Here is a 26,540-nt window from a genome sequence, read left to right as displayed (position 1 = left end):
TAATAAATTAAATTAACAATTAGGAGAGGGTAAAATAAATGGAACAATTAATCTCAGTACTCATTTTTTCTTTACCAGGGTTATTAGCTTACTTTTGGATACAAATATTCGGTATAAATCCAGCAGTTAAACACAATGCTGGTGAACTTGTTGGTTTATCAGCTTTATTGTGGATTCCTGTTTCTTCGATAAACATATGGGTTATGAATATTCTTGCCAAGAGCGGGCAATGGTGGTCATACATGAAGACTGTGGAAGATATTAAGAACAACGCCGAGGATATTCGCTTTTTAACCTGCTTTACAATTATAACACTATTCTCAAGCTTGCTTGTCTCAGCTATTTGGGCAGTCTCTTTATACAACATTTTCCTTTGGGTGATTAACAAAATTAGATTGTTTAGAAATATGGTTGTTTTAGATGAGACCACGTCCATTTGGGACACTTTTTTTCTTGCTTTTAAAGAAAACAAAAAAGGTGACAATGAAAAGAAAAAAAAGACTCCTTCTCTGATAGTAGAAATGTACTATTTAAATAATCCAGATAACAGAATGTATGGAGCTATTTCAAATATGTCCCGCCCTTTTGAGGCGGAACGTGCATTAATTTTACAAGAACCTGATGAATGGAAACAAGCATACGAAAGATATAAGTATCCTGTTAAAAGAACCTATGTTGATACCAAATCAGGGCTGGTAGTTAATGAGTTAGATAATACCGAACATATTATTAAGTAATTATTTTTGAGGCGGTCTTGGTGCAGACGCAGTATCTCTCCGACCCGACCTTGTCTCACTACTGCCTTTATGAACTTTTGGAGCTTGAGGAACCGGCCGTTTACCGGATTCATTTAAGGGAATGTATTGTTTTGTTGTCAAAGTAATCACCTCTTCATCATCTTAGAATAACAGGACTTTATACTATTCGACAAAAAACGGTTATTTCCTTCTAAAATGAGGAAAGATTCCCTTAATGATTCTCGGCTAAGACATGTTTGTATAACTTTCATAAATAACTGTAAATGTTTATACTTTATACAAATAGAACTCTTTTGATTCTGCCTTGTGCTTCGTCCATACACTACTAATATTATGTTCTTTACAGATTTGGTAGGCTTCTTCACCTAAACACTCTCTAGTTTTTTGCAGATTTTGCACTTTTTCACCTTTGATATTATTATCCTTCCACCCTTTGAAATAAATCTTCTCTCCATCTTCATAAGCTGGACGATTCAATTCAGCTATTTCGTGAATTGCAACTCTTGAATTAACATTAACCCTTTCAGGAATCTGAATATTTAATTCTTCGAAAAAGTACTTTGGTTTAAAAGGATTATTCGGATCGTACTGTAATCCTAAAATCTCAACTAAAGCCTTATAATGGTCTCTGTCAATAGAGGGCTTTATATCATAGTCAGTACTTACAGACACGGAAAGGCAAAATAATTCAGAACGTACACCAATTAAAAGTTTATATGGGTCAATATCAGCTAAGAAGATCACTTTAAAAAGTTTTCCGTTTTTTCTAAAATCAAACTTCACACGTTCCAAATTGTTTTCTTTCATATTCTGATGAAGAATTTCTAATCCATCTAGTTTCATGGCCATCTCCTTTTTTGATGTTTATCATTCAATTTTAATGTTCTATGGACTATTTTTCCACTAAACAGATGACTTTTATGCAAAGACTTGACCGTTTTCATACGAAAATACCCCTTTTTTACTTAAAAATACCTTGTAAATTATATACCATTTTACCACTTGATCCCATAGTAGAAATTGTGTCATGATGGATTTTGGTATATAAAGTGTTTAACAGAAAGAGTGAGGGGATCAGCAATGAGTGACAAAAAACATGAATCTATACACTGGTTTGCGTCAGTACTAGCGTTTTTATTAATAATTTTGAATAGCTTTTTTATAAAAATTGAGGATGTAACTGTTGGTATTGCGATTGTATACATAGTGATCATGGGAATTGTTAGGAGTAAATGGAAAAAAGCTTAGAGAGAAAAGACTGCAGAGTTTAGAAGAGAGAGTCGCGCACTTGGAAGAATTGCTCAAATCAATTACACAATAAGAAAGGACGGTGAATTTAGTTTGGATTTTCCTCAGCTCTATAACGACCCTACCCTTTCTCAAAAAAGGAAGGGTTCAATCGATGACCCTTATTTAAGCTATAGTGAAACTTTAACTGTTTACAATGGTCGAGTCTTACTTACAGAAGTACCTAACCGTGAGTACAGAGTCGAGGTTAGTGGTGACAGTAAAGAATGGCGAGAAATTGAAGATGGTGAATTAGAAGACAACTACTTTAAGGTTGATTACCTTATGGGAGTTGTCTTCTTCAATGGTTCAAATGAAGGCAAATCACTTACTTTTACATATCAAGGAGAAGGTGCATCCTTCTTCCCTGCCTCAAGAATTTGGATTAAACGGCAAGGAAATATGGTCATTGAAACACTTCAAGGCTTAATTGATGATGCTGAAGATGCCATTATTCGTATCAACGAACGTATTGCTGAATGTGAACGTGTCACCAAGCGATGTGTTGAAATAACAAATTGGTGCAGACAAGCAACATCAGATTATGAGTATGTAGTTGAGAACACTAGGAAGATTTACTTGCCGTTTGTGTACACCTATCAGGATTTATTAAGCACTTATCCTTCCCCTCAAATTGGTTGGACTGTCACTGTAAAAGAAACAGGCATTGAATATCGATGGGATGGTTTTGACTGGATAAATATTAGCGTCTCAGATAAGTATGATGGTTTCAACATTGTTTCTAGCTATGTAGAGCCTTACAACATCAGGTCAGTATGGTTGAGAACGAACAATGCTCCCAAAAAGATGAGGATAAAACCTTCTGTAGAACCCCCTGACGGAAGTATGGTTTGGATTAGAAAAGGATAAGGAGGAGTATATATTGAACGACAATTTAATTCCTGTAAACACAATGGGTTATATGGACGAAGAAACAGAGCAATGGATACCCATTGATGCTATCGGGTTAAAATCAAATAATATTAGATATACTGCAGACGATATTCAAGAGGCTTTTGATAAAGCTTCTAAGGATATTAAAAACGTAATAAGTACAGTCGATTCTGGCTTAACAGATATCACAAACACTATTGGAGACATTTCAAAAATCCCTGCATCCGGTGCAACAATTGTTGATAAAGTCCTAAATGAATTTATCAGACGAAGTGTCAATGTTCAGGATTTTGGAGCTAAGGGTGACGGTGTCACTGATGACACTGAAGCTTTTAAAGCTGCCTTTGCAAGTGGGAAGCGAGAAGTTTTTGTTCCTGCAGGTATTTATATGGTTCAAGGATTGCATATTCCCTCTTATGTCAGACTCTATGGTGTTGGATCAGGGTCTATTATCAAACTTCATCCTACAGCTGCTGGAACATCTTGCGTTCTTACCAACAGTGACTATACTAACGGAAACGAATATATCTTAATTGAAGACTTAGACCTCGATTGGAATTTAGACAAAAAGGATAACACCATCACAAACGGGACAAATGCAAACTGTGTGGGTATTGTTAACTCTAAATTTGTTCGGGTTAGAAACGTCAATGCCCGAAATCCCGGTCTTCATGGTTTTGATGTAAGCTCTCCTATTTGGAACACTTCTTCAGATGGCGCTGATTATTATCAACCGAAGGGCAGTAAATATGTTTGGATTGAAAACTGTACTGCAACTAATTTCGGTGACGATGGCTTCACAACTCACTATTCTGAATACATCTACTTCACTAATTGTCACGCATACAATGCCAATGGGTCTGCTCATGACAAAGGCTCATCAAATTCAAATGGTTTTGAAATCGACGACGGTTCTAGAAACGTATGGCTGGTGAACTGCAACAGTCAAAAAAACTGCAGAGGTTTTGAAGTTAAAGCCCACAATAGAGCGCCTGCAGCAAGAAACGTTAATTTAATCAACTGCTACTCAGAGAATGACATTCGTGCATTTGATTTTAGACACATCGGCTTTCATCGTGCTTCTGATAAAATTTCCACTAGTGCATTCGACATTAATGTTGTTAACTGTACTGCGAAGTCCCCAATTTTTAGTGACCTTTATAAAGAGTTGAGCCCACGAGCACTAGTAATCTCAGCTTACAGAAATGTCAACATTTCAAACTTTAACGCAATTGGAGACCCTTTTTATGATTACAAAGGAAATCCCGCAATCGCTACACAATTTAAATCAAGAAACATCAATTTAAACAATCTTTCTATTTCTAACTTCAAAACATCTGGAGCTGACATTTATGTATACGGTGGGGATCAAAAATCAGATAATGTAAATATTTCAAATGTGAATTGTTTTGAATCGGCGAGAATCGGCGTGCGTATTGGCAGTGGCACAGAAAATGTAAAGCTTATTAATGCAAGTTTAATAGGTGATGGGAAAGCTGACAGTATTGGTGTATATTGTTCTAATTCTCAGGTAAGCCTTATGGGAATTTCAGTGGAAAAATACAAAAAGGCTGCCAGAATTGCAGGAGTTGATTACACTTTTGTACCAAATAATATAAAAGGCGGAACAAGGATTGCAACCTCTTCTGGAGCACCCAAATCTAGCACCGGCTTAATAGCAGCGTCTACTGGACAACCTGAAGTATCAGGTGAAGCTTCTGCTGTTATAGGGACCACTGGTGGAGCAAAAGCAACTGGGGTTAGAACAGGAGTATTTTCCTCTTCCGGAGCAAGTTCCGTTAGCGGTTCGCGTAGCACAGTCATGTCTTCAAACGAATCCCACATTGAAGGCGACAATGTCTCACGAACTATCTTATCTTCGGGAGGAGTCAAACTCGGTGCAAATGATCGCTATATGGTGGTTGGTGGATATGGTTCTACCCCGTCCAGAGCGAATATCAAATGGATGCTAAACTCCTGGAACGGAGACATAACATCTACCGGCAAGATGAATGGCGGAGCCACTTTCAGTGATTACGCTGAGTATTTTGAAAGCCTAGACGGAAAAGCAATACCAACAGGAACAATTGTCACTCTTGAAGGAGCTAAAATTCGCCCGGCGAGAAAAGGTGAAGATGTACACGGAGTAATTTCCGAAACTGCAGGGACTATTTTAGGCGGAGCTGATATTCACTGGCAAGGTAGATATTTAAAGAATGAATTCGGTGGATACATATATGAAGATGTGGTCAACCCAGAAACCGGTGATGTTAAGAAACTGCCTAAAGTAAACCCTGAGTGGATTGAAAAAATAGATTACGTCCCTCGTGAAGAACGCCCTGAATGGAATATAGTAGGATTGCTTGGACAGGTTTATGTGAAAGTGGACAACACCGTTTCTGTTGGAGATCGGATTGAAGGCAATTATGGCATCGGCACAAAAACAGAAGACAGATTTTACTCCTGGAAGGCTATGGAGATTGTAACTCCATATTCAGACAAGCTTGGCTATGGCATTGCTATATGCTTAATTAAGTAATCCTTTGAAACTAAAGGAGGTGATTATGTTCTAGTTAAAATATAAATTTTATTCAATTTACAACATTCAAAAACAGAGATAACAAGAGCATACGTGAGATAAAGAGAGATTGGGATTTGTCCCCTTCTCTCTTTTTTGTGCTCAAATAGGAGAGATGTTTAATATGTCTATTCAAGCGAGACAAATGTTAGTATCCCCAGAAAAATATTCAATCAAAGGCCCCTATGCTATGACAGCTGAGTATATTACTTTCCACAATACAGCAAACGACGCAAGCGCAAATAATGAGATCAGTTATATGAGAAATAATAATGAAACAGTATCATATCACTTCGCTGTAGACGATAAAGAGGTAGTTCAAGGACTCCCAACAAACCGAAATGCTTTTCATTGTGGTGATGGTGAATACGGGACTGGAAACCGCAAGTCAATCGGTGTAGAAGTTTGCTACTCTAAATCAGGCGGAGAGCGCTATAAAAAAGCTGAAGCATTGGCTATTAAGTTTATTGCACAACTCCTTAAAGAACGTGGCTGGGGCATAGATCGAGTTAAAAAGCATCAAGACTGGTCTGGCAAGTATTGCCCACATCGAGTTCTTGATGAAGGACGTTGGAATGCTGTTAAAGCTTCTATTGCTGCTGAATTGAAAGCACTCGGCGGAAAAACTTCTTCCTCATCTTCAAAGCCAACAAAAGTCGTTAAAACAAATGGCTCTTATGTTAAGAACACAGTTATTGCAGACAGTCTTAATGTGAGAACTCAGCGCAATGCGAACTCCTCTATTGTACTTGCCCTTCCTAAAGGCTCCACTGTCCAATACCAAAAAGGATCAACTCAAAATGGTTGGGGATATATCAAATATACAAACTCTAAAGGTGCTACATACAGCGGTTACGTAAATGTGAAGTACATTAAAAGTGATGCTGAACTTGGACAATCAACCCCAAAGCCTAAATCCACTTCTAAGCCTAAAAGCAGTGGTATCAAATCTGTAGGCAAAATTAAAATTGTCGGTGTACAAAGCGCTGCAATCGTTATGGACAGACCCGATAAAAACAAAGCAAAGAACCTCGGCACTGTAAAGCTAGGTGACACACTCAGCATTTCTGGCTCAGTGAAAGGTTCAAACAATGCTAAAGGTTACTGGGAAGTGATCTATAAAGGTAAACGCGGCTACATCTCAGGTCAGTTTGGGTCAAAAATCTAAATATATTTAAATATCTTTGAGGATGATTGTTGATCGAGGTATATCAATGATTATCCTCTTATTTTAGGAGGTGATGTAATGTCACCTTTCTATTTTATAAAGGTTGGTGACAAATGGATAACTTTGAGCAAAGCACCATTTCAAGATTAAGTGCACTTGAAGAAAAAGCTAAGCACACTGATAACAAAATTGACTCTCTTGAAGAAAGAACAAATGTTATTGGTCGTATTGCTACGCTTGTTGAGCAGCAAGTCGAAATTAATAAGGATTCTCAAGCACAATCGAGAGAACAATTCAGCACTCTGAACGAAATGAGCAACAGTTTAAAAAATCTGAGTAAATCATATGAAAAACTGGACAATCGAGTTGAAATATTGGAACGCTCTGATTCTACTCGCAAAATTGATCCCTCTCAGTTTACTAAAGACCTTGTGTTTAAGGTACTGCCCAGTGTAATTGCGACTATTGTCGCAGCCTGGTTACTCATACATTTTGGGCTTAAATAAAATGAACAGGAGACGATTTAATGACTAAAATTAACTGGAAAGTAAGACTTAAAAAGAAAACATTCCTGGTTGCAATCTTCTCTGCAACTCTTTTATTCGCACAAGCAATTGCATCAGCTTTTGGATACGATATTTCTGTGTTTAGTGATGATCTCACTGAGAAATTTAATGCACTGTTAACATTTTTAACTGCCATGGGAATTGTAGTGGATCCAACCACTACAGGTATCTCAGATAGTGATCAAGCAATGGAATATACAGAACCAAAATAACTTGGGGAGTTTATCTCCCCTTTTTTTCATTTTCAAGAAGAAAGGAATGATTTTTGATCATGCAAATAGGATCTGGATATATCGGAAGTCCCATGCTTGAGCAGTCAGAATCTAACCATGAAGTGATCCCTTCCCCACCTGCAACCTGGACGATTAAATATTCTTTCTATAAGTTCAGCTTTTCGAATGATCAGGAATGCCACGTATCAATCAATGGTGGTGATCCTATCTATTTAAGAGCTGGGCAAGGCTTTCAAATGGACGCTCATGATTCACCTATCACAAGCTTCAAGATTTCTGAGTCAGGAATAACATATAACTTTTTGGGGGCGCATAAATGAGTTTCTTCAATCCAATGGTTAATGTCTCAATTGTCACTGGGAAGTCTGCTTATGATATTGCAGTAGACAATGGTTTTTCAGGAACTGTAGAGGAATGGTTAGCATCATTAAAAGGTGAAAAAGGCGACACTGGAGCTACAGGTGCAGCCGGGGTTAAAGGTGCTACTGGCGCTGCTGGTAAAGATGGAAAATCAGCATATGAATTAGCCGTTCAACAAGGTTTCTCAGGAACATTAGATGAGTGGCTTGCCTCACTGAAAGCAACAGCAAACTGATCACGTACCCTTCTCTAACGAGGAGGGTATTTTTTTCGTTTCGTTCAAAATCGAATTATTGATTTGTTTTTAATTTTCACTCAAATCCCCTTTACATTTCTTTCCTCTAATGCAACTATATAATAAAATGGATATGAAAGGGGTTTAGGACTTGAAGAGTGAAAAGGTCATTCCTTATGATTTAGTAGCAACAAAGATGAATCATTGGTATGTGGCTATTAAAAAGAATTGGGTCGGTAGAGCAGAAGAAATGCGGAAAGAAGTTATGCAGGAAATAAAAATTATGGAAGAAAATCAAGATGTTTTACTATACTACTCCCTGCTTGAGTTTAGACATAAGTTAATGTTGGCATATATGTATCCTAATGCTATAAAAGACATTGAGAAAAATTATGGTGAGTTAAAAGCATATGAAGGCCATGAAAACTTAACAGGAATGCTCGAATATTACTATTATTTTTTCATGGGCATGTTCTATTTTAGACAAAAGGAGTTGGCATTCTCCCTTAATCACTATAGACAAGCTGAGAGATATTTGGATTCAATCGAGAGCGAAGATATTGAAGTTGAAAAAGCTGAATTTTATTTTAAATTATCAGAAGTGTATTACCACATGAAGCAGACTTATTTTTCAATGAATTATGCCATGAGGGCTTACGATATATTTAAAAAGCAACCTGTTATTGACGGTAACCCTACATACGGGGTACAAAAGGTACGCTGTCAATTCGTCATATTTGGTAATTTATTGGACAGTATGAAGTTTGATGAAGCTTTAAAGCAAGCATACAAAGCGTATCAGGAAGCAGTAGAGCTAAACAAAAGTGAAAAGAATCGTGGGCATTTGATGCGTTCAGCACTGTTTAATATTGGATTATGTTATAATCAAATGGAAGAACTTGATAAAGCATTTTTTCACTTTAATAAGTCACTTCAAATCATTGAGCCGGAAAATCATGATTACGCTGCTAAAACATTATTTGTTATCTCCTTCTTAAAGGGAAGGCAAAATGACATTGAAAACGCAAAAAGATTTTATGAACAGGCCAAACAGTTGGCTGAACGGCATAACAATGAAATGGTACTTGAAAAGTTAAAAATGGTTAAAGGACTTTTCTTGGACTATGATTTAGACTTAGTTAGGAAAACATTCGAGTTCTTCAAAGAAAGAAGTATATACCCTGACATGGAAAGTTATGGTGTCTCTGTAGCAGATTTTCTCACTGGAAAACAGGATGCTTGGGGTGCAGTTGAATTTTATCGTTTGGCAAATGAAGCAAGAAGACAAATCAAAAGGGGAGAAGCAATATGAAAACTAAGCTATTTATTTGTGCAGTTCTATTATTCGGCGTTGCCGGAACAGTGGGTGCTTCCTATCTCCAACAACAAAATGATACGTTCAAGGTTGCTGAAAGAGCCGAAACGTGAAAAACTAATGACTTTGTAAGGAGAACAGAGGGAACGACTCTCTGTTCTCATGATTTATGTCCACCCGTCAAACCTGCTCTATGCAAAGCTGTGCCTCCAGGTGTATAAGAAACAGCTCGTAAGATCGCTTTAGATCCGTATTTGTTTCTTATCCCGTCCATAACAAATCCAAGCTTTCTTCTCTTCTCATTATCTTTTTCAAACAGACTTAATTGTTGATTTACATCATCCTCAATATTGGATAAGGTAACTGAAACACTTCGTACCGTTTTGCCTGCATAGAATTTATCAAAAAGCATCAAGCAATATCGATAAATATCCATTGTGATATTTGTAGGTAAATCAATTGTTTTAGCTCTGTGAAAGCCACCGCCGAACTCATCTTTACTGTAACCAATTCCTAAGCTGATCGTACGCCCTACTTTATTATGTGTCCGTGCTCTTCGTGCAACCTCTTCACAAATCTCCAAGAGAACCGCCTTTATGTCCTCTTTCTTCGTATAGTCTCTAAGTAATATCTGACTTTTCCCGTAACTAATCTGTCCCTGCATCAAAGGAGCTCCAATTTCAGAAAGGTCGATTCCATGAGCATGATAATAAAGCTGATTGCCCATAATGCCGAATCGTTTTTCAAGCAGCTCTAATGGATAATTAGCTAATTGACCAACAGTTGAAATCCCCATCCGGTTTAAATTCCTCTCCATCCTCCCTCCTATTCCCCACATTTCAGATAACGGATGAACACACCAAAGCTTTTTAGGAACATCTTCATATCTCCACCGTGCAATCCCAGTCTTTGTTTTCTTGCTCTCTAAATCAAGAGCTAACTTACTCAGTAGCATATTGTCACCAATACCAACAGTACAAACTAAGCCGAACTCTCTCTTCATACTGCTCTGAATCGCCTCTGCCATGGCTTCTGGATTTTCTTTTCCTGCATCTAAAAAAGATTCATCAATTGAGTACGTGTGCACACATGTTTCAGGAACGAACCTGTAAAACAATTTAGTGATCTCAGTTGAAACTCTGATGAAAAGTTTCATTTGCGGATTTACTATGTGAATTCTTGGATCATCTGGAATCTCAAATAACCGGGAGCCAGTCTTGATTCCATAATCTTTTTTAAGTGCAGGAGATGCTGCTAAGACAACACTTCCCTGTCTTTCTGTATTCCCGACTACAGCGAGATAACATGTCATTGGATTCAATCCCATTGTTACAGCTGAAACCGAAGCATAAAAGGATTTCATATCTACACAAAGTATATTTTTACGTGGAAACTGTGAGTAATCAATCATTGTAAGCAACTCCTATGATGTCATTCATGGTGATGTATACGGTTTGATCGTGTTGATCTTTTACGTGTAATTTGTGTTGTTCGTAATTGAGATATTGAACTGTACCGATTAAGTCCTCAGCAACCCCTTCTTTAAAGAGTTTAAACTTCAGTTCTTTATTCAATGCCATTGCTTCAGAAACCAAGATGTCAATCTCCTCAATTTGTTGTTCATCTAAAGATGGCTTCTCCATTTTAGAAACATCTAACAAGTCCTGTTTTAATTGCGTTAAATGTTCTGGAAGCATCATGGAAGTCCATTTGATCGCCCCTCGATCTCTAAGCATTTTGAATCACTCCTTTATTGATCTAATATTAACAGAACAAATGTTCTTTATTCAATATAAATAAGAACAATAGTTCGATGTAATTGTTGGAAATGACTATTCATTAAATATCCTGATGATCTCGAACAAGCGGACACAGTGTATTACGACAAAAAAAGTGGCAAATTTTACGTTACATATATTAATAAATCCGGATACGCCGGCTTACTTGAGTACAGTAAGGATTTTTCTTTTAAAAAATTCGATTTAAAATTTCCATATATGAATGCAAAGTTTAAAGATCAAAAACTTTATGTGATTTCACAAGAGGAAAACAAAAAAGGGGTTGGTGGCTATATGGGGATTTTTAATATCCGTACTAAAAAGAAACTTGATGAATTTGATTTACCTGAAGAAGAAACAAAAGTGCAAGACTTTATGGTTTTAGATTAAACTTAAAGAATAAGTTGCAAAGCAAAAGCCTCTTCCTGTAGGAAGGGGCTTTAATTTTAAATTAAATAGATGTTTTATAAGCGTTAATTGCTTGATTTCTCAAAAGCATATTATCTTTCGTAACCATTCCAAGATTGTATGCTTGTTTGATTATATCTAACACTTGATTATCAGTTTCAGTTACAGCTCGTCCCCCAGTTATTCTGGACTTCCAGTAATCAAACTGGTGATTTAACTCTGAACTGCTTTTAAGGTTTTTATTATCAACTACTTTGCCATTCTCCAGCGCTTCTTTGAATTCATTAAAACCAATTGAACATTGCTGATTCGAACTAATTCCTGCACCTTCTGTCGCTAAACTGCAAAACGCTAAAAATTTCGGATCTTTCGTAATATTGTAAGAGTTATTTAGACCTTCCATAACATTCACCCTCTCTCGAATTTTACAACGTTGCTATAAATGATTTTCATGTTTTTCCCAAGACCTTCAACTTGAATCTCATTTGAAGGAAGTTCGTTCATTGGAATTTCAATGTATTTGTCCCATCCTATCACAACTTTGTTTTGTCCAAGTATAGGGTCATATTTGTATATGTTCGCTTCACCTTTGTATAACAAATTTCTCCCATCCTTTGCTTTAATAACGGTCGAATTTGTATAGCCCATAAAGCGAACTTTAATATGCAGCTTGTCACCTTTCAAAACATTTGTTGCATTTGGCTTGCTGCTTGTAATAGGCTCCCATACAAAGTCGTTTCCATCCGATGTGACAGAAAGAATCTGAAGACTGTAAAGCGGTGTTGCTTCAACTGCTTCTGCTTTTGATGTGTTAATAGAAAACATCGTTGCAACAGCAAGAAGTACAATTGTTACTAAACTAAATACTTTTTTCAATTTCACAACCTCCTTGGTATTATTTCACATGTTATTTATCGGTAATTCCAGCGAGATATTTAACTTAAATACAAAAAAAGAACCTATTTCTAACATGGTTCTTTTCGTTTAGGTAACTGTATGAGGTTTTTAACGACATATAAATGGAACTAGTGTATAATGTTTCCTGTACATTAAGTTTGCTCACTCAAGGGAGTCTTGCTCATCCCCTACGAAAGGGGGTGATGCTTATGTCAACATTTCAGGCATTAATGTTAATGCTTGCATTCGGATCGTTTATAATCGCCCTGTTGACGTATATAAATAAAAAATAGACCTCCCTTGAGACTGGAATCCTGAAGAGGTCTATCACGAATAACCGCTGAGCAAGCCCTTTGATGGGCAGCTTTTTGTACAAAGCTGGGGTGTTGGTAGCACCCTGGTCTTTTTATTTTATGCATTTCTTATTAAAGAAATACACTGTAACCAGTCTGTATTTTACAGTTTGATTATAACACATTAAATGAAACCATTGAAATGATTTGCAAAACTTTTGTTTATTGGATTATTCAATTTCTACACCATCATACGCATAGCCTAATGATATAAATTCACCCCTTAACCAATACCAGTGCCTACCCTTATTCTCAAGCAATCGCTGTATTAAATCAGTAAATGAAGTGGCTATTACCTGTGTTTCACCAACAATTCCATGTCGATCAAAAAAGCTATCGTAACACTTACCTTTACGATCTTCATTTAAATCAATTGTCAGATATTCTCCTTTTCCATCCGTACAAACAATATACCACTCGGATGAAATATCTTCTTCACAAAGTTCCCCAACAATAACGGGGTTAGCCAATTTAAACTCATGTGGACTTACTATATATATTGGATAATCCGCATTTTCATATAAAACTGCTCCACCACATTGTTCATAAAATTCCCTAATATCTTTTGGTAGTTGATGCTTCTCGCCTATTACTGGGAGACCATCAGCTTCAAACAACCGACAGTCTGATGTAGAAGCAATCTTTTTGATTAACATATCCACACCTTTGTATTACTTTTATTTAATTGTCTAAGCTAAATTTCAATGCATCAGCTAGCATGGTGTTAAAATCATCAAATTTGTTCATCAACGTTCCAGAGGGTTTATCAAGCTCCAAATATTCATTCTCAATCACATCTAAGCAATACCAAGCTGTATCTGAATCACCAAAAAACAGGTATTTTTTCTGTTCGTCATTTTCGTGCCATTGTTCATTTGTTTCAATAAAACCATAAACTTCTTCATCATTTTCTTCTTCCAAAAATATTTTATCCAGCCCATAGATTACCAAGCCATTAAAATCTAATCCGTTAACGGTTTGAAGAAATTTTTTATATCCTGAAGGAATTTCATTTATAGGGAACTTACCTAATACTGCTTCTTCAAAATTTCTTAATTCTTTGTCTGTAACAGGAGAATTCAATTCATCTCCATACTTTTCTTCAGTTTTTCGAATTTCCTCCAATAAATTCATCCACATAAAACTGCCTCCTTATTTCTCACTTGGATATATTTCACCATTAGGAATAGGCCAATTAATTTTCTTTGTTTCTCCTGGTGTTAAACCTTTTGTTAATGAATTTTGCTCATTAGTTATTGCTTTATGGTAAGGGTCGTTTTTGATCAAGATCAAGTTATCCATATCGTTTGTGCCACCGTCATCTAAAGGAAGTTTATGGTGAACTTGATATCCCTTAGGGTTGAGACCATCTTTCATTCTGGCTATATCTTTATCTGTTAAGCCAGCCTTCTTGAGTTTCTTAACTTTATTAGGGTCATTTGATAGACCTTTTAAAAATTGTTTTTTAATAGAACTGTTGAACTTTCTTCTAAGTATTGCTGTATCTTCTGGGCTTCTCTTTGTGTAACTAATTTCCTTAACTTTAACATCTTTCAAAAGAACCTGTTCACCTTTTAATGTTCCTATAAAGTCATCGCTACCAGCTGATTTATAAAGCACACTCTTCTTCTCGTCTATCGCTTCTTTTAATATTGATGTGTTTTTAACATTATGAGTATTCTCTATATCCTGAAGGATACCTGCATATGCCAATTGATTATTATTTATAGAAAAAGAATTACTGAAGACTTTCCCTTTATGAATTCCAGTCTTTACGCTATTAGTAACTGCTTTTTCTCCAGCTCCTAAGGCTTTATCAACCTTGGCTGCTCCAGTTGTAGCTAACTTACTTGACCCTTTAAGAATAGAGCCCCCACCTTTTAATCCAACAAGACTTCCAACAGCATAAGTTAGATAGTGCGCTCTCGAATAAGCATCACCATTGACCATTTTATCATTCCAAGAATCAGATAAGTCTTTCCAAATAATTTTAGCATAAGTAGGTGTTTCAATTATGGTACCAGTTATTTTTAATAGCTTCTGCTCATCAGAAAGCTGTGAAAATTCCCAAGTACCAACTGCCAAGTCTTTGGCACCAACTACCGTATCCTTAACAATATCATACGCCCCTATGCCTACACCTTTTAAAATATCCCAAGTCACTTCTCCGGCTTCTTCCAGCTGTTTTGCTTGTTCAAGCTGAATGACATATTGCTGCTGGGAAGGTTCAAGGTTTTCATAGCCGATCTTCTTCGCAATTTCCAAATATTCATCCGGATCAGTTACTCCGTCAGCGAGCTTTTTCTTCAGTTCCTTGATCTCCCGCTCTTTCGCTTCTTCCTTCTTAAACGTTAAATATGTGTCTGAGTGTCTTGCAATCTCGCCTTTTTTCTTATGTATGTCACTTTCTCTGTACGCCTTGGCGTTATAGTGAAGTGGTGTTGCATTTTTCCCCTTACCCGTGGCATTTTGGAGCTGTTGAAAATCTGCTTGAATGAAATGTTCGTTTGCCTCGGTTTCTGCGTATTCCTTCGTTAGATCATGATCGAGCTTTCCGAGCTTATGTATGGTATTGTCCCGTTTCTTGTCTGCTGAATCCAGCTTTTGATCGACATCCTCTGTAGAGAAAACATCTAGATGAATGATATCACTTATCTCATTAAGAATATCCCTCATTTCATTACGTTGCTCTTGCATGATGGCTTTTGATTTATTCTTCGCATGAATCAGCTCGTGTTCTAAAAAGGACTCTTCCACAAACGAATCGGCCAATCCGGCATCAGCTACTTTTCCTGAAATACTGTTAAGAAACGCAATCTTCATATCGATCAGATCAAGCCAGCTGTCTGTGACGCCGGCGTGGTCTTGAAAGAATGCTTTGATGTTATCAGCACCTTTGCCCGAAAACTCACTGTCATCTAAATCAGCCATTCCTTGAAATGCTTTTCTGAGATTAATAAATTGTTCTCTAATCTGATCGTATTCTTTTGCTCGCTTTTCAGCTGCTGAAATTAACGAGGATGCTTCAAATACTTTCATATCCGTCTCCTTCCCACTCAATCTTATCTAAATTTTACCACATTAAATCACATGTAAGGAGAGCTTCTTCGTTTTGTTGAAGGTCTCTTTCTTAGGAGATTTGTACTTTAACAAAATCTTAAAATAGGCTTAATTCAGTTGATAAAAAATGGAAAAGGTGATACTATCCTCACGAAAGGAGGTATTAATTGTAAAATATATTATTTATTTACACCTCAGATACTCATAACAGGTTTAAACAGAAGAAAAAGGAGTGTAAAACCATTATGAAGTATGTGTCAAAAAGCATTTGGTTAGTTGTAATAGCTCTCTCTTTATTATTCTCTTGCTATCCCCTCTATGATGTAAAGGCAACGGCAAACAAAGAAATCACTGACAATAATGCAACTGGCATTGACCTTAACAAACGTATCTCAACAGTAAATGAAAAACCGCAAAACACCGATTCATCTAAAAGAGAATTAGCCGGATCAGAAAGTAAGCTGCAAAAAATCGCCAAGGAACAAGGAATGGATGTTGAAAATTCATACCAAACTTATATAGCTTATGACAAAGATGGTAATCAGACATCATCTGGACAAGTCACCTCTGAAAACCAACGGAAAACTGTTGAGAAAAAAGCAAAAAGTATTATCTATTTCAGTCACACTTTTTTAGGTGGAAAAGTTAATAAAGTGATGCACGGAGTTGAAATTTCAAAAATAGTAGGAATTCCTCCTGCGTCAGCAGAAGTACATCAGGGTTTATGTAAGAGTGGCTATTATAACAAACAGTTTACTTGCCCCCATACTATTAGAAAGACCTTTGTAGGGACTCAAGTGAAAAAGGGATCGGAAGTTCATCAATTTATTAATGTAAACAAAACAACATTTTGGAAGTATACTGGCGGCGCAATTGCTACTTGGGCAGGGAAAAAACCAACTGTTAGAACGATATCCTGGACTGAAGGATTATACCTAACGAATATGAAGGGAATGTTTTCCCCTCCAATTACACAGATAAGCAATCAGGATTAAATATATTAGCTCCATCTAATGCATTTATTAAATGGGTGCCTAGCGATAAAAGAGTAAAATGGGGAACTACAGAACGCAAAGCATATAGGAACTGGTATGATAAAAAATACGGCAAAAAAACTTGGGTAAAATTTGAGATTCATCATCAACTACCTAGAGAGTACGGTGGAGGAAATCAGACAAGCAATTTAATTCCTATCGATGTGAATTTTCACAGGAAAGAAGTAAATCCATGGTGGGCTTCTTATACAAAAAAGAAGTAAAATTGTAGATGAAGACTCCTATGCGGAGTCTTTTTATTCTGAAACCAGTTTATAATACTCTCGGATATTCGGATTCACTTCCCAATATTTCGTTCCATTAGAAGACACTAACATATCAAACCATATTTCAAAATTCGAATCTAAGTTAATCGCATCTTCAATATCATCAATTGAGTCTAGATATAGCATATAACCTAATCCATTTTTTGATTTGTTTGTGTCTATGACATATCTTCCATCAAAATGATATCCAATTAAAACGTATCCCTCTGGGAAATCTTGAACCTCATTATATTCAATGATTCCCTCTAAGCTAAGTATTTCAATCCCATCAAACATTTCCATCCCATTGTGCTGTAACAAAAACTCTTTATAGTCATTAGGGAAGGTAACACCTAGCTTCTGTTCTATATCGCTAATTTCTTGAGGACTAGCAGGATCTTTGAAATGAAAAGTAGCATCTTCCATGACATACCCTCCATGATGAAACATAGGGAATGTTCCGTATTTAGAAACAGCTTCCTTTATTCCATTAAGAGTCATTTGAATTAACTTCCCTTCTTCCATATAACTTTCCCTCCTCTAAGGTTTAGACCACTAAATTTTACCACACAACTTTATTTGAGTGTTTTAAAATGACAAAATCAAATTTACAATCTTTGGCTTTATATTTATAATTAGGAAGGTTTGTCCGATATAGAGACAGAACAAACAAATTTGGGGGAATTACAATGAAGAAATGGTTGTTAGGTATTGCCGCATTATCTCTAAGCTTTTCTTTGGCTGCGTGTGGGTCTGATTCTGCTTCTACAGATAAAACAGATTCAGATAAAGCTAAAACAACGCAGCAAGAAGAAAAGAATGCAAAAGAGACAAAGGCAGACACCCAAGCAAACGACAAAAGCAATAATGACAAGAATGAAAAAGCCGAAAATGCTTCAAAGAAGGATTCGTCGGATAAAAAGAAATCTGAAAATAAGAAAAAGCTGGTCGATGTAACGCTTAACAGAACAGTTGACGGAGACACAATTAAAGTTAACTATAAAGGCGAAATCAAAACAGTTCGTTATTTGCTGGTTGACACTCCTGAAACTAAAAAGCCAAACTCTTGTGTGCAACCATATGGTGAGGATGCTTCAGCAAGAAACAAGCAGCTAGTCAATAACGGCAAACTTCAACTGGAGTTTGATAAAGGAGATCGTACAGACAAGTATGGCAGAATGCTGGCTTACGTTTATGTAGACGGTAAATCTGTTCAAGAAACACTTCTTAAAGAAGGATTAGCACGAGTAGCTTATGTGTATGAGCCGAACACGAAGTATTTAGACACGTATAAGAAAGATGAGCAAGTTGCTAAAGATAAGGACTTGAAGATTTGGAGTAAGAATGGCTATTCAACTGATAAAGGATTTAATGGTTGCGTATCTAAACCGAAGAAATCAGTAAGTGAATCTAAACCGGCTCAAAAGTCCGTTACAACACACCAATCAGAGACACATCAATCGAACTCAAGCAGTTCAGCATCAAGCAGCTCTTCTAACTCTACACAAGCCTCCCCTTCTACTGGAGGAGCAGAACACTTTGCAAACTGTACAGAGTTGAGAAAGAAATATCCACATGGTGTACCAAGCACTCACCCTGCCTATACATCTAAAATGGATCGCGACAATGACAACTTTGCATGTGAGAAGAATTAATCATTTTGAAGCCCTCTGAGGCTTCTTTTTTATTTGGGTATATTCTATCTAAATAAAAAACCACAGAGCGCTGTGAGGGACTCTGTGGTCTATAGTGGCTGTTAAACCCCTATGATACATCAATTAGAATACTTTAAATTAGATTAATAAGCAAGCTGATCTAAAAATGTTTCGTTAAAATGAGGATTTTATAAAGAACTTTCTTTTAGAGATATCATCATCTCTGTCTCTTCTTCAGAATTTAGGCGGTTGTCTTTACCCAGATATACAAAACGAATTTCCAGTCATTGTTGTCAGCTTTAATTTATTTAATTCTTATTCTGATTTTTAAACGCCAAGTGTTTGATTCCTTGATCCTTAAAAACTTGACGGATATAGGGAGGTGAATAATCATATTTCCGGCCAATTTCTTTTAGACTCATTTTTTTGTTGAAATGCAGATCGTAAAGCAGATCAAAATCCTTTGCTCTCCTCCTCTTTGACAATTCAGAATAAGAAAGCTTGTCCACTTTTTTCGCCTTAAAAAGATTCAAAATACTCCAGTCTGGAATATTAAGCTCCTTTGATATTTCCCCCACTGTTTTAAGTTCATCGAAGTGAAGTCTTTTTATTTGTTCAAGCTTACCTGAGTATTGTTCCCACTGATATGTGTAATTGCTTTCTGGTTTAGGGATGCCGATCTTAGAAGTGACATAAAAGTTAAAACCTTGTTCTTGACAAGCGTATCAATCGCCTCTTTACCGAAATCCTTTTCTCCGCCCCTTGCAAGTGAGTATGCTTCATCAATGAATAAAATGCCCCCGAGCGATTTTTTAATCAGATCTCTCGTTTTTTGCGCCGTGTGTCCGATGTATTCACCGACCAGATCGGCACGTTCCGCTTCGATCAGATGTCCTTTGGAAAGCACGTTCATTTCGAAGAAAAGCTTGCCGATCAGTCTCGCGACGGTGGTTTTCCCGGTGCCGGGGTTCCCTTTGAACATCATATGAAGAGCTTGTTTTCCGACTTTCAGCCCTTGTTCGGCCCGTTTTTGGTTGACGAATATCCACGCGTAAATTTCTTTAATGTTGCGTTTCATTTCTTCCATACCCACTAATGTGTTCATTTCTTTTTCAATTTCTTTCAGAATGCTGTGCTTGGCTTCATTTTTTTGCAGGGCGGCCTGATATTCCGCCTCAGCTTCCGCATTTGTCAGCACTTGCTTTTGGCCATTAAGAATGATGTTAATTTGTCCGTTATTTTTATAGGTTACAGCGCGCTCCAACATGCTCACCTCTCTGTTCTCTCTTTATCTTACTCATGATGAAGCGGTTCCGTGACATCCGCCTATCATCATGAGACCCGTTTTCCTCTTTATCTGTCACTTTTTCCGTTCTCTTCGGGAATGATGTTGAATCTTGCGCTTTCCCGAGAAATATTTTTCATTTCTTATTGTATTCAGCAGAAACGGGAGGACAAACCATTTATTTTTATTTTCCGGGAAATGTTGGGTATATTTCTCATTTTTTTCATGAATGACAGCCGTACAAGCACCATTTGAATATCATCATATGCTGTAATGAGGTGATGGAGAATGGTTAAAATTTTTATAGACCCCGGTCATGGCGGAACTGATTCAGGTGCAACCGGAAACGGACTTCAGGAAAAAGCGGTCACGCTGGAGATCGCGCTGGCTTTGCGCACGATTCTGACGAATGAGTATGAAGGAGTTTCTGTCACGATGAGCAGGACAAGCGATAAGACAGTCAGCCTGACGGAAAGAACGGATGCCGCCAACAGCTGGGGCGCAGATTATTATTTATCCATTCATATTAACTCAGGAGGCGGAACCGGGTTCGAAAGCTATATTTACCCCGGTGTCGGAGCGCCGACCTCGACTTACCAATCAGCCGTGCACACGCAAGTGATTCAAGCATCGGGTTTTAATGACCGAGGAAAAAAAACAGCCAACTTCCATGTGCTGCGGGAGACAAGTATGCCGGCAATTTTGACGGAGAATGGTTTTGTTGATACGTCAGCTGATGCAAACAAACTGAAAACAGCCAGTTTTATTGAAAGCCTTGCAAGAGGACATGCCAAGGGCTTGGAGCAAGCTTTCGCTCTAAAAAAAAAGGCTGACTTATATAAAGTGCAAATCGGCGCATTCAAAGTGAAAGCAAATGCTGATGCGCTTGCCGCCGATGCGGTGTCTAAAGGTTTTGACGCGATTGTGCTTCCAAAAGGCGGCTTATTTAAAGTGCAGATCGGCGCATTCTCTTCCAAAGATTACGCTGAAGCGTTGGCCGCGCGGGCCGAAAAAGCCGGATTTGATGCCTTCATTGTGCAAGACTAAATGAAAAAACCCCCGCTCTCCCTTTTTTGGGACGAACGGGGTTTTTTGTTATTGAAGTATATCGGCGACAAACTGAGACCAAGCTTCAAGACGCTGATACACATTTTCCTCTTTCAGTTCGCTCAGTTTCATCCAGCGCCCGGCGATTTGATCTTTTTCTTTCACTTCGACTTGTGCCGCAGACGCTAACTGGAGCGCAGAAAGGATGCCGATATGCACCTTCCCTACATCGTTTTCATCATCATTGATCAGGCCGAGTGTGACAATGTTTTGTTTGTCCTCCTCACGAATGTACAGTTCTTCCGCCAGCTCCCGGTCGGTATTCTGTTTCAGCACTTCCGAAAATGAAGCCGCCCCTTCCATAGGGTTCATGTGTCCGCCGAAGCCGAGAGAAAGCTTATTATGGAGGCGCGATTCCCCTCCGCCCGCAAGCCGTTCATACACAAACACCTCACCATCGCGGCGGATGACGACATACGGAATCGGCTGTTTAAATCGCGGGTCCTCTTCCGCGTCGCCTCTTCTGATTTCAAAAAAATGCGCCTCAATTTGAGCCATAATGTTTACGATACGTTCATCCTCGCTGTTGACTCCCTGAAATGTCAGCATTTCGTTTTGAAAGACGTCACTCCGCGGTGCAGCCAAGATGATTTCATCCATTTTATTCATGCCCGTTCCTCCTGTCTTACCTCTCCATTCAAGCCAAAAGAGCAGATATTATATCTGCTCTTCATCTTGGCCAAAATAAAAATCTTCGTCCTTAATCGGTTCTACCGTCGCCTTTTTGTAGCCGTTCCCTTTCATGGAGAAGAAATCATGTGATTTTGTTTTGGTGTTTAATCCGTTTAATACGATCGGATTAATATCCTCTTCTTCAAAGTAAGGATCGAACCCTAAGTTCATCAAAGCTTTATTGGCGTTATAGCGGATGAATTTCTTTACATCGTGTGAGAGTCCGACTTGATCGTACAAGTCCTCTGTATATTCAAGCTCATTTTCATATAACTGATTCAGAAGGTCAATCGCAAATTCACGAAGCTCTGCTTTTTTCTCTTCTGTCTGTTTATTATAAATTTCCTGAGCAAGGAGACCGACATACACGCCGTGAATCGCTTCATCACGAAGGATCAGGTTAATGATCTCACCGCTTTGCATCAGTTTTCCTTGTCCGTAGAAATATAACGGATAATAGAAACCGCTGTAGAAAAGGAAGCTTTCCAGATAGACGGAAGCAACCATCGCTTTGAACAGTGAAATTTCATCATCTTTTTGAATGGCTTTGTAAAGCCCGACAATCATTTGCGCTTTTTTCTGCAAATATTTATTCTGCTTTACCCATTCAAATACTTCGTTGATCGTTTCAGTCGGAGCAAGCGTCATAAAAATATTTGAATATGATTTTGCGTGCACCGCGTTTTCCATCATCGCCATGAAATTAAGAACCGCTTTTCGCTGATGGCCTTCGACGTGCTCGGCCACAATCGGCATGCCCGTGTTCCCCTGCTCTGTATCAAGCAGTGTCAGGCCGGCGAGCACCTTCATGTACGTATCCTGCTCATTTTTACCCAAATACTTCCAAGTGAGAAGATCGCCGTTTAATGCGATCTCTTCCGGAAGCCAAAACTGCTTTACGTTTTGGTTGTAAAACATTTGGGTGAAATCATCTTCATGCTTTGACCAGTTTGCTGCGTCATAAATTTTTGTCACTGTAAACTCTCCTTTAATCAAACGACACAAGAAAGACAGCTGTCCTGCCCGGTATCTTTCGTTCTTGCATAGTAAATGGTTTTGATGCCTCTATGGTGGGCATACAGATCAATACGGTTCAGATCACGAGTTGTCATCGTATCTTTCAAAAACAGGGTAAAGCTGATTCCCTGATCGATATGCTGCTGGATTGTCGCGATCATATCCACCACTTTGAACATGTCCATATCATAAGCTTCTTTGTAGAAGAACCAGTTATTAGACGCTAACCCCGGCATCGGGTAATACGTTTTTGAATTTCCGTATGTTCTTTCTTCGATCCGTTCCATGATCGGCATAACGGACGCCGTGCTGGATTGGACATAGGAAATGGAACCTGTCGGTGCGATGCACAGTCTGTAGCTGTGGTACATGCCGTTTTCAGCGACAAACGCCTTCAGCTCTTTCCAGTCTTCGATTGTCGGAATGTGCATGCCTTCAAAGAGCGCAGCGATTTTTTCGTATGCCGGTGAGAACTCTTTTTCGATGTATTTATTGAAATATTCTCCCGTTGCATAAGTGGAGCCTTCATAATGCTCAAACGTTTCGCCTTTTTCTTTCGCAAGCTCAGCTGAACGCTGAATGGAATAAAAGTTCACCATCATAAAGAACGTATTCGCGAAATCTCTTGCTTCCGGGCTTTCATACGCGATGCCGTTTTGGGCCAGGTAGCCGTGAAGGTTCATGGCGCCTAAACCGATCGACTTCATCGCTTTGTTCGCGCGTCTGACTGCCGGCGCGTTGCGGATATCCGTCGTCTCAGATACATGAGTCAGGGAATCCGTCGCGAGTTTCACCGTGCGCTCAATCGATTTATGTTTCATGACATTCAAAATATTTAATGAACCAAGGTTGCAGGAAATGTCCAAGCCGATTTCGTCTTCCTCGTCATAATCTGTGTAAGCCGAAACCTGTGAGGCCTGAAGCACTTCAGAGCAAAGGTTCGAGAATTTCACTTTTGATACGTGGTTATTCGCATGCTCTTTGTTTACGTTGTCCTGGAACATAATGTACGGATAACCTGACTCGGAACGGAGAACGGCAAGCTTCTCAAGCAATTTGCGCGCATTCACTTTTTCTTTTTTGACACGAGGGTTGTCGACAAGCTCCTCATACATCGCCGTCATGTCCATTTCGTCCATATGCTGGCCGTATTCTTTATAAATCGTATGCGGATAGAATACATAAGCCGCTTTATCCTCACGTGCAAGCTCAACGAACTTATCCGGAATGACGACACCGATAGAAAGCGTTTTGACGCGCACATCTTCATCCGCAGAAATCTTTTTCGTATCAAGAAAATCATTGATATCGCGGTGGAAAATATTTAAATACGCCGCGCCCGAGCCTTGTCTTTGGCCCATTTGGTCAGCGTAACGGAACGCATTATCAAGAAGCTTCATGACGCCTACAACGCCTTTTGTGGCGTTTTCAACATCTTTAATCGCTTCGCCTTTCGCGCGAAGCTTGGACAGATTAAGAGAAACCCCGCCGCCCAATTTGGACAGCTGCATGGAAATATCGATCGCCCGTGAAATATCGTTTAAGGAATCATTGACTTCGAGCAAGAAGCAGCTCACCAGTTCTCCGCGGCGTTTTCTGCCGGCATTCAAAAATGTCGGTGTACTCGGCTGATATTCCTGGTTGATCATCAGGTTTACATATTCTTTTGCTTTCTCAGTGTCGCCGTTTGCGAAGAACAGCGCGACGATTGAGATTCGGTCCTCATAACGCTCGAGGATTCTTTTCTTGTCATTCGTTTTCAAAGCATAGTCATTATAAAATTTAAACGCACTCATGAAGGAAGGAAAACGAAACTTCTTTGCGTAAGCTGTCTTAAACACTTCTTTAATGTCTTCAAAAGAGTAAAGGCTTAAGAATTCCTCTTCGTAGTATTGGTTTTCAATCAAATAATCCAGCTTCTCTTTCAAATCGTGAAAGTAAACTGTGTTTTGATTGATATAGTCAACAAAATAGCTATGTACAGCCTCTTTATCTTTATCAAACTGGAATTTTCCATCTTGTTGGATCATGATTTCGTTATTTAACTGGATCCATTTTGGCACTTGATTTTGTGACAACTCTTTCTACCTCCTGAGTAAACAATTCAACGTCTTTAGATGTGCCGCTGAGTTCAAATTTGTGCAAGATCGGCACCTGATATTGTCTTGAAATGGTATCGGCGCTTTTTGCAAAGTTATCGCCCCATACTTTGTTGCCGCTCGCAGCGACTCCTAATAAGAGATGGGCGTATTTTTCGAGAAATGATTGTGTTGATGCCGGTACCTGGCCGAAGTTTGTCGTGTAGGTGACCAAAACAAACGGAGTGTCCACGTGGTTCGTTTCGTCCACCTTGCGGATCAGCTGAAAGTCTGTTTTATTCACAAAACGCTGAACATTCCCTGTCTTTGAATCAAATATGATTTGAACCATCCTTATCACGACCTATCAAAAATAATGAATCTCTTAACACTATATATAGTATACTAACCTCTCAGAAAAACACAACATATTGAGATCGATTTATAAAAAATTCATATTTTTGAAAGAGCGGACTTTGGCTCCGGCCCGATTAACGCCCAAAAAAGAGAGCAGAACGAGAATCATCTCTCATCCTACTCAAGGTGTCATGTGTAAGCCGATGTCTATCATAACATGAAAAAAAACTGCTTAGTAGTCTAGACTTTTATTCTTATTTTTTGTAAGAATCACATTTTTTTTCGCTTTCAACGGTTTCTTCAATCTCCACATCAGCACCGATTTCTTTCAGTACGGCTTTCAGAGCGCTTGTGATGGAAGCCTCTCTGATCAGTTCTTTGCCGTCAACGATGATGCTGGTTCCATATTCATAGCAGGAATCATCTTCACAAGTTTCTTCCCAATGGTTGATTATCACCTTGTGTTTCAATCGTCTCACCCTCTGCATGATCAATGTCAGTACTTAGTGTAGCTTGTGCGGCCCGCTTTGTAAATTCGAACGCTTGTGAAATTTATTCAAGCTCATCCAGCGCCGTTTCTTTTTTCAGTTCGATTTTATTCGTTTTTTCATCATAGCGGTATATTTTTAAGTAACCGTCCTCAACGATGCCGAAACGATTATGTTCCAGCTGCACCATGCCTTCTGTCTGCGGTTCGGTATCCGTTGAGCCGCCGTCATCATCCGTCACCACCGTCTCATGATTGCTGCAAGCTCCAAACAGCAAAAAAACAGCGATCCAAACGAGCGTAATCCTGATTCTTCTCAGTTCATTTTCACTTTCGAACACGATTTTCCGAACCCCCTTTTATGTTTCCGATATACAGCCTGCAATATACAGATGCGCATAGAAAAAGACCATTGTTCATGGTCTTTTTCAAAAAGTCTATTCAAGCTCAAGCTGGACGTTTTTTTGCGGGGCGAACGTGGAGATGGCATGTTTATAAATAAGCTGCTGCTTCCCCTCCGTTTCGAGCAAAACGGTAAAGTTGTCAAAGCCTTTTACCTGGCCGCGAAGCTGGAAGCCGTTGAGTAAAAACACCGTGACGAACGTATTGTCTTTTCGGATTTGATTCAAAAACTGATCTTGAATATTAATCGGTTTCATGTTTCGTCCTCCTTGGTTCTCAATACAATACTG

General features: G+C 38.5%; 28 protein-coding genes and 2 pseudogenes. 13 read left to right on the top strand and 17 right to left on the bottom strand.

From position 1 onward, the window contains the following. Positions 1-38 precede the first annotated feature (38 nt). Positions 39-737: a hypothetical protein gene (locus NYE68_RS09645; RefSeq protein WP_127010393.1), complete on the top strand. Its 699-nt coding sequence runs from the start codon at positions 39-41 to the stop codon at positions 735-737. 288 nt (positions 738-1,025) lie between these two features. Here NYE68_RS09645 and NYE68_RS09640 read toward each other — a convergent pair whose 3' ends face one another. Beyond that, complete coding sequence (locus NYE68_RS09640; protein ID WP_199022537.1) at positions 1,026-1,601, bottom strand: DUF6037 family protein; 576 nt, start codon at positions 1,599-1,601, stop codon at positions 1,026-1,028. 498 nt (positions 1,602-2,099) lie between these two features. Here NYE68_RS09640 and NYE68_RS09635 point away from each other — a divergent pair, with 498 nt between their 5' ends. The 7 genes from NYE68_RS09635 (at position 2,100) to NYE68_RS09605 (ending at position 9,391) form a co-directional block, all read left to right on the top strand. Next, positions 2,100-2,915 (top strand): hypothetical protein, encoded by an 816-nt coding sequence (locus NYE68_RS09635; RefSeq protein ID WP_020954192.1) that lies wholly within the window; start codon positions 2,100-2,102, stop codon positions 2,913-2,915. A 13-nt stretch (positions 2,916-2,928) separates the two neighbouring features. Next, positions 2,929-5,478, top strand: coding sequence for a peptidase G2 autoproteolytic cleavage domain-containing protein (locus NYE68_RS09630; protein WP_160182823.1), 2,550 nt, complete (start codon positions 2,929-2,931; stop codon positions 5,476-5,478). Positions 5,479-5,641: 163 nt separating this feature from the next. Beyond that, positions 5,642-6,685: an N-acetylmuramoyl-L-alanine amidase family protein gene (locus NYE68_RS09625; protein ID WP_113766218.1), complete on the top strand. Its 1,044-nt coding sequence runs from the start codon at positions 5,642-5,644 to the stop codon at positions 6,683-6,685. 113 nt (positions 6,686-6,798) lie between these two features. Further along, positions 6,799-7,191: a hypothetical protein gene (locus NYE68_RS09620; protein WP_014417852.1), complete on the top strand. Its 393-nt coding sequence runs from the start codon at positions 6,799-6,801 to the stop codon at positions 7,189-7,191. Positions 7,192-7,211: 20 nt separating this feature from the next. Continuing rightward, the gene (locus NYE68_RS09615; protein WP_014417851.1) at positions 7,212-7,463 is read left to right on the top strand and encodes a phage holin; all 252 of its coding nucleotides are present in this window, start codon (positions 7,212-7,214) and stop codon (positions 7,461-7,463) included. 337 nt (positions 7,464-7,800) lie between these two features. Further along, positions 7,801-8,079, top strand: a complete 279-nt coding sequence (locus NYE68_RS09610) for a hypothetical protein (protein WP_342494080.1) — start codon at positions 7,801-7,803, stop codon at positions 8,077-8,079. Between the two features lie 151 nt (positions 8,080-8,230). Continuing rightward, positions 8,231-9,391, top strand: a complete 1,161-nt coding sequence (locus tag NYE68_RS09605; RefSeq protein WP_079891475.1) for a tetratricopeptide repeat protein — start codon at positions 8,231-8,233, stop codon at positions 9,389-9,391. A 163-nt stretch (positions 9,392-9,554) separates the two neighbouring features. On the opposite strand, the gene NYE68_RS09600 is transcribed toward NYE68_RS09605, so the two are convergent. Both NYE68_RS09600 and NYE68_RS09595 read right to left on the bottom strand, forming a co-directional pair. Continuing rightward, on the bottom strand, positions 9,555-10,805 hold the full coding sequence (locus NYE68_RS09600) for a UV damage repair protein UvrX (protein ID WP_113766221.1): 1,251 nt from the start codon (positions 10,803-10,805) through the stop codon (positions 9,555-9,557). Further along, entirely contained in the window at positions 10,798-11,130 is a 333-nt protein-coding gene (locus NYE68_RS09595; RefSeq protein ID WP_206583812.1) for a YolD-like family protein, read from the bottom strand. The genes NYE68_RS09600 and NYE68_RS09595 overlap by 8 nt, the downstream gene beginning before the upstream one ends. 87 nt (positions 11,131-11,217) lie before the next feature. Here NYE68_RS09595 and NYE68_RS09590 point away from each other — a divergent pair. Then, positions 11,218-11,562 (top strand): annotated as a pseudogene (locus tag NYE68_RS09590) (hypothetical protein); the annotation flags it as partial. Positions 11,563-11,623: 61 nt separating this feature from the next. Here the strand turns inward: NYE68_RS09590 and NYE68_RS09585 are convergent. Together NYE68_RS09585 and NYE68_RS09580 are read right to left on the bottom strand one after the other, a co-directional pair. Continuing rightward, complete coding sequence (locus NYE68_RS09585; protein ID WP_021493945.1) at positions 11,624-11,983, bottom strand: hypothetical protein; 360 nt, start codon at positions 11,981-11,983, stop codon at positions 11,624-11,626. Between the two features lie 5 nt (positions 11,984-11,988). Continuing rightward, entirely contained in the window at positions 11,989-12,462 is a 474-nt protein-coding gene (locus NYE68_RS09580; RefSeq protein WP_223255060.1) for a DUF4879 domain-containing protein, read from the bottom strand. A gap of 218 nt (positions 12,463-12,680) precedes the next feature. Between NYE68_RS09580 and NYE68_RS09575 the strand changes: the two genes are divergently transcribed. After that, entirely contained in the window at positions 12,681-12,770 is a 90-nt protein-coding gene (locus NYE68_RS09575; protein WP_076982784.1) for a putative holin-like toxin, read from the top strand. A 230-nt stretch (positions 12,771-13,000) separates the two neighbouring features. Here NYE68_RS09575 and NYE68_RS09570 read toward each other — a convergent pair whose 3' ends face one another. From NYE68_RS09570 to NYE68_RS09560, 3 genes are read right to left on the bottom strand one after another with little or no spacing between them, the layout of a single operon-like run. Next, the gene (locus tag NYE68_RS09570; RefSeq protein WP_064115747.1) at positions 13,001-13,486 is read right to left on the bottom strand and encodes an SMI1/KNR4 family protein; all 486 of its coding nucleotides are present in this window, start codon (positions 13,484-13,486) and stop codon (positions 13,001-13,003) included. A 25-nt stretch (positions 13,487-13,511) separates the two neighbouring features. Continuing rightward, positions 13,512-13,970 carry a YrhA family protein gene (locus NYE68_RS09565; protein ID WP_064115748.1) on the bottom strand — a complete coding sequence of 153 codons (459 nt, stop codon included), beginning with the start codon at positions 13,968-13,970 and terminating at the stop codon, positions 13,512-13,514. Between the two features lie 12 nt (positions 13,971-13,982). Next, positions 13,983-15,869, bottom strand: a complete 1,887-nt coding sequence (locus tag NYE68_RS09560; protein WP_342494079.1) for a T7SS effector LXG polymorphic toxin — start codon at positions 15,867-15,869, stop codon at positions 13,983-13,985. A 266-nt stretch (positions 15,870-16,135) separates the two neighbouring features. Here NYE68_RS09560 and NYE68_RS09555 point away from each other — a divergent pair, with 266 nt between their 5' ends. Then, the gene (locus NYE68_RS09555; protein ID WP_342494078.1) at positions 16,136-16,885 is read left to right on the top strand and encodes a hypothetical protein; all 750 of its coding nucleotides are present in this window, start codon (positions 16,136-16,138) and stop codon (positions 16,883-16,885) included. Between the two features lie 296 nt (positions 16,886-17,181). On the opposite strand, the gene NYE68_RS09550 is transcribed toward NYE68_RS09555, so the two are convergent. Beyond that, the gene (locus tag NYE68_RS09550; protein WP_076982859.1) at positions 17,182-17,616 is read right to left on the bottom strand and encodes an SMI1/KNR4 family protein; all 435 of its coding nucleotides are present in this window, start codon (positions 17,614-17,616) and stop codon (positions 17,182-17,184) included. A gap of 263 nt (positions 17,617-17,879) precedes the next feature. Between NYE68_RS09550 and NYE68_RS09545 the strand changes: the two genes are divergently transcribed. Beyond that, positions 17,880-18,845 carry a thermonuclease family protein gene (locus NYE68_RS09545; RefSeq protein WP_113766227.1) on the top strand — a complete coding sequence of 322 codons (966 nt, stop codon included), beginning with the start codon at positions 17,880-17,882 and terminating at the stop codon, positions 18,843-18,845. A 712-nt stretch (positions 18,846-19,557) separates the two neighbouring features. Here NYE68_RS09545 and NYE68_RS09540 read toward each other — a convergent pair. Then, a pseudogene (locus NYE68_RS09540) lies at positions 19,558-20,112 on the bottom strand (AAA family ATPase); the annotation flags it as partial. A gap of 306 nt (positions 20,113-20,418) precedes the next feature. Between NYE68_RS09540 and NYE68_RS09535 the strand changes: the two are divergent. Continuing rightward, complete coding sequence (locus NYE68_RS09535; RefSeq protein WP_324635832.1) at positions 20,419-21,177, top strand: N-acetylmuramoyl-L-alanine amidase; 759 nt, start codon at positions 20,419-20,421, stop codon at positions 21,175-21,177. A gap of 48 nt (positions 21,178-21,225) precedes the next feature. Here NYE68_RS09535 and NYE68_RS09530 read toward each other — a convergent pair whose 3' ends face one another. The 7 genes from NYE68_RS09530 to hfq form a co-directional block, all read right to left on the bottom strand. Beyond that, entirely contained in the window at positions 21,226-21,846 is a 621-nt protein-coding gene (locus NYE68_RS09530; protein WP_324635834.1) for a hypothetical protein, read from the bottom strand. A 48-nt stretch (positions 21,847-21,894) separates the two neighbouring features. After that, positions 21,895-22,884 carry a class 1b ribonucleoside-diphosphate reductase subunit beta gene (gene nrdF, locus NYE68_RS09525; protein WP_012117608.1) on the bottom strand — a complete coding sequence of 330 codons (990 nt, stop codon included), beginning with the start codon at positions 22,882-22,884 and terminating at the stop codon, positions 21,895-21,897. A gap of 17 nt (positions 22,885-22,901) precedes the next feature. After that, positions 22,902-25,004, bottom strand: a complete 2,103-nt coding sequence (gene nrdE, locus NYE68_RS09520) for a class 1b ribonucleoside-diphosphate reductase subunit alpha (RefSeq protein ID WP_007611605.1) — start codon at positions 25,002-25,004, stop codon at positions 22,902-22,904. Next, positions 24,964-25,356, bottom strand: a complete 393-nt coding sequence (nrdI, locus tag NYE68_RS09515; RefSeq protein ID WP_015417520.1) for a class Ib ribonucleoside-diphosphate reductase assembly flavoprotein NrdI — start codon at positions 25,354-25,356, stop codon at positions 24,964-24,966. Before nrdI ends, nrdE begins: the two co-directional genes overlap by 41 nt. A 259-nt stretch (positions 25,357-25,615) precedes the next feature. Then, the gene (locus NYE68_RS09510) at positions 25,616-25,831 is read right to left on the bottom strand and encodes a hypothetical protein (RefSeq protein WP_003154062.1); all 216 of its coding nucleotides are present in this window, start codon (positions 25,829-25,831) and stop codon (positions 25,616-25,618) included. Positions 25,832-25,913: 82 nt separating this feature from the next. Further along, the gene (locus NYE68_RS09505) at positions 25,914-26,189 is read right to left on the bottom strand and encodes a YmzC family protein (protein WP_007611597.1); all 276 of its coding nucleotides are present in this window, start codon (positions 26,187-26,189) and stop codon (positions 25,914-25,916) included. Between the two features lie 96 nt (positions 26,190-26,285). Further along, positions 26,286-26,507, bottom strand: a complete 222-nt coding sequence (gene hfq, locus NYE68_RS09500) for an RNA chaperone Hfq (protein ID WP_003154064.1) — start codon at positions 26,505-26,507, stop codon at positions 26,286-26,288. Between the last annotated feature and the right edge of the window lie 33 nt (positions 26,508-26,540).

Source organism: Bacillus sp. FSL R5-0447, assembly GCF_038606125.1.
GTDB lineage: Bacteria > Bacillota > Bacilli > Bacillales > Bacillaceae > Bacillus > Bacillus velezensis.
Note: the sequence above shows the minus strand (reverse complement) of the source record. Positions and strands in the feature narration are given on the sequence as shown.

Excerpts from the sequence above, each read along its gene's own strand:
- NYE68_RS09535 (WP_324635832.1), top strand. The coding sequence starts at position 20,419 with ATGGTTAAAATTTTTATAGACCCCGGTCATGGCGGAACTGATTCAGGT.
- NYE68_RS09610 (WP_342494080.1), top strand. The coding sequence starts at position 7,801 with ATGAGTTTCTTCAATCCAATGGTTAATGTCTCAATTGTCACTGGGAAG.
- NYE68_RS09585 (WP_021493945.1), bottom strand. The coding sequence starts at position 11,983 with ATGGAAGGTCTAAATAACTCTTACAATATTACGAAAGATCCGAAATTT.
- hfq (WP_003154064.1), bottom strand. The coding sequence starts at position 26,507 with ATGAAACCGATTAATATTCAAGATCAGTTTTTGAATCAAATCCGAAAA.
- NYE68_RS09615 (WP_014417851.1), top strand. The coding sequence starts at position 7,212 with ATGACTAAAATTAACTGGAAAGTAAGACTTAAAAAGAAAACATTCCTG.
- NYE68_RS09625 (WP_113766218.1), top strand. The coding sequence starts at position 5,642 with ATGTCTATTCAAGCGAGACAAATGTTAGTATCCCCAGAAAAATATTCA.
- NYE68_RS09575 (WP_076982784.1), top strand. The coding sequence starts at position 12,681 with ATGCTTATGTCAACATTTCAGGCATTAATGTTAATGCTTGCATTCGGA.
- NYE68_RS09530 (WP_324635834.1), bottom strand. The coding sequence starts at position 21,846 with ATGAATAAAATGGATGAAATCATCTTGGCTGCACCGCGGAGTGACGTC.
- NYE68_RS09645 (WP_127010393.1), top strand. The coding sequence starts at position 39 with ATGGAACAATTAATCTCAGTACTCATTTTTTCTTTACCAGGGTTATTA.
- NYE68_RS09595 (WP_206583812.1), bottom strand. The coding sequence starts at position 11,130 with ATGCTTAGAGATCGAGGGGCGATCAAATGGACTTCCATGATGCTTCCA.
- NYE68_RS09620 (WP_014417852.1), top strand. The coding sequence starts at position 6,799 with ATGGATAACTTTGAGCAAAGCACCATTTCAAGATTAAGTGCACTTGAA.
- NYE68_RS09555 (WP_342494078.1), top strand. The coding sequence starts at position 16,136 with ATGAAGTATGTGTCAAAAAGCATTTGGTTAGTTGTAATAGCTCTCTCT.
- NYE68_RS09640 (WP_199022537.1), bottom strand. The coding sequence starts at position 1,601 with ATGAAACTAGATGGATTAGAAATTCTTCATCAGAATATGAAAGAAAAC.
- NYE68_RS09565 (WP_064115748.1), bottom strand. The coding sequence starts at position 13,970 with ATGTGGATGAATTTATTGGAGGAAATTCGAAAAACTGAAGAAAAGTAT.
- NYE68_RS09600 (WP_113766221.1), bottom strand. The coding sequence starts at position 10,805 with ATGATTGATTACTCACAGTTTCCACGTAAAAATATACTTTGTGTAGAT.
- NYE68_RS09570 (WP_064115747.1), bottom strand. The coding sequence starts at position 13,486 with ATGTTAATCAAAAAGATTGCTTCTACATCAGACTGTCGGTTGTTTGAA.
- NYE68_RS09545 (WP_113766227.1), top strand. The coding sequence starts at position 17,880 with ATGAAGAAATGGTTGTTAGGTATTGCCGCATTATCTCTAAGCTTTTCT.
- nrdI (WP_015417520.1), bottom strand. The coding sequence starts at position 25,356 with ATGGTTCAAATCATATTTGATTCAAAGACAGGGAATGTTCAGCGTTTT.
- NYE68_RS09560 (WP_342494079.1), bottom strand. The coding sequence starts at position 15,869 with ATGAAAGTATTTGAAGCATCCTCGTTAATTTCAGCAGCTGAAAAGCGA.
- NYE68_RS09550 (WP_076982859.1), bottom strand. The coding sequence starts at position 17,616 with ATGGAAGATGCTACTTTTCATTTCAAAGATCCTGCTAGTCCTCAAGAA.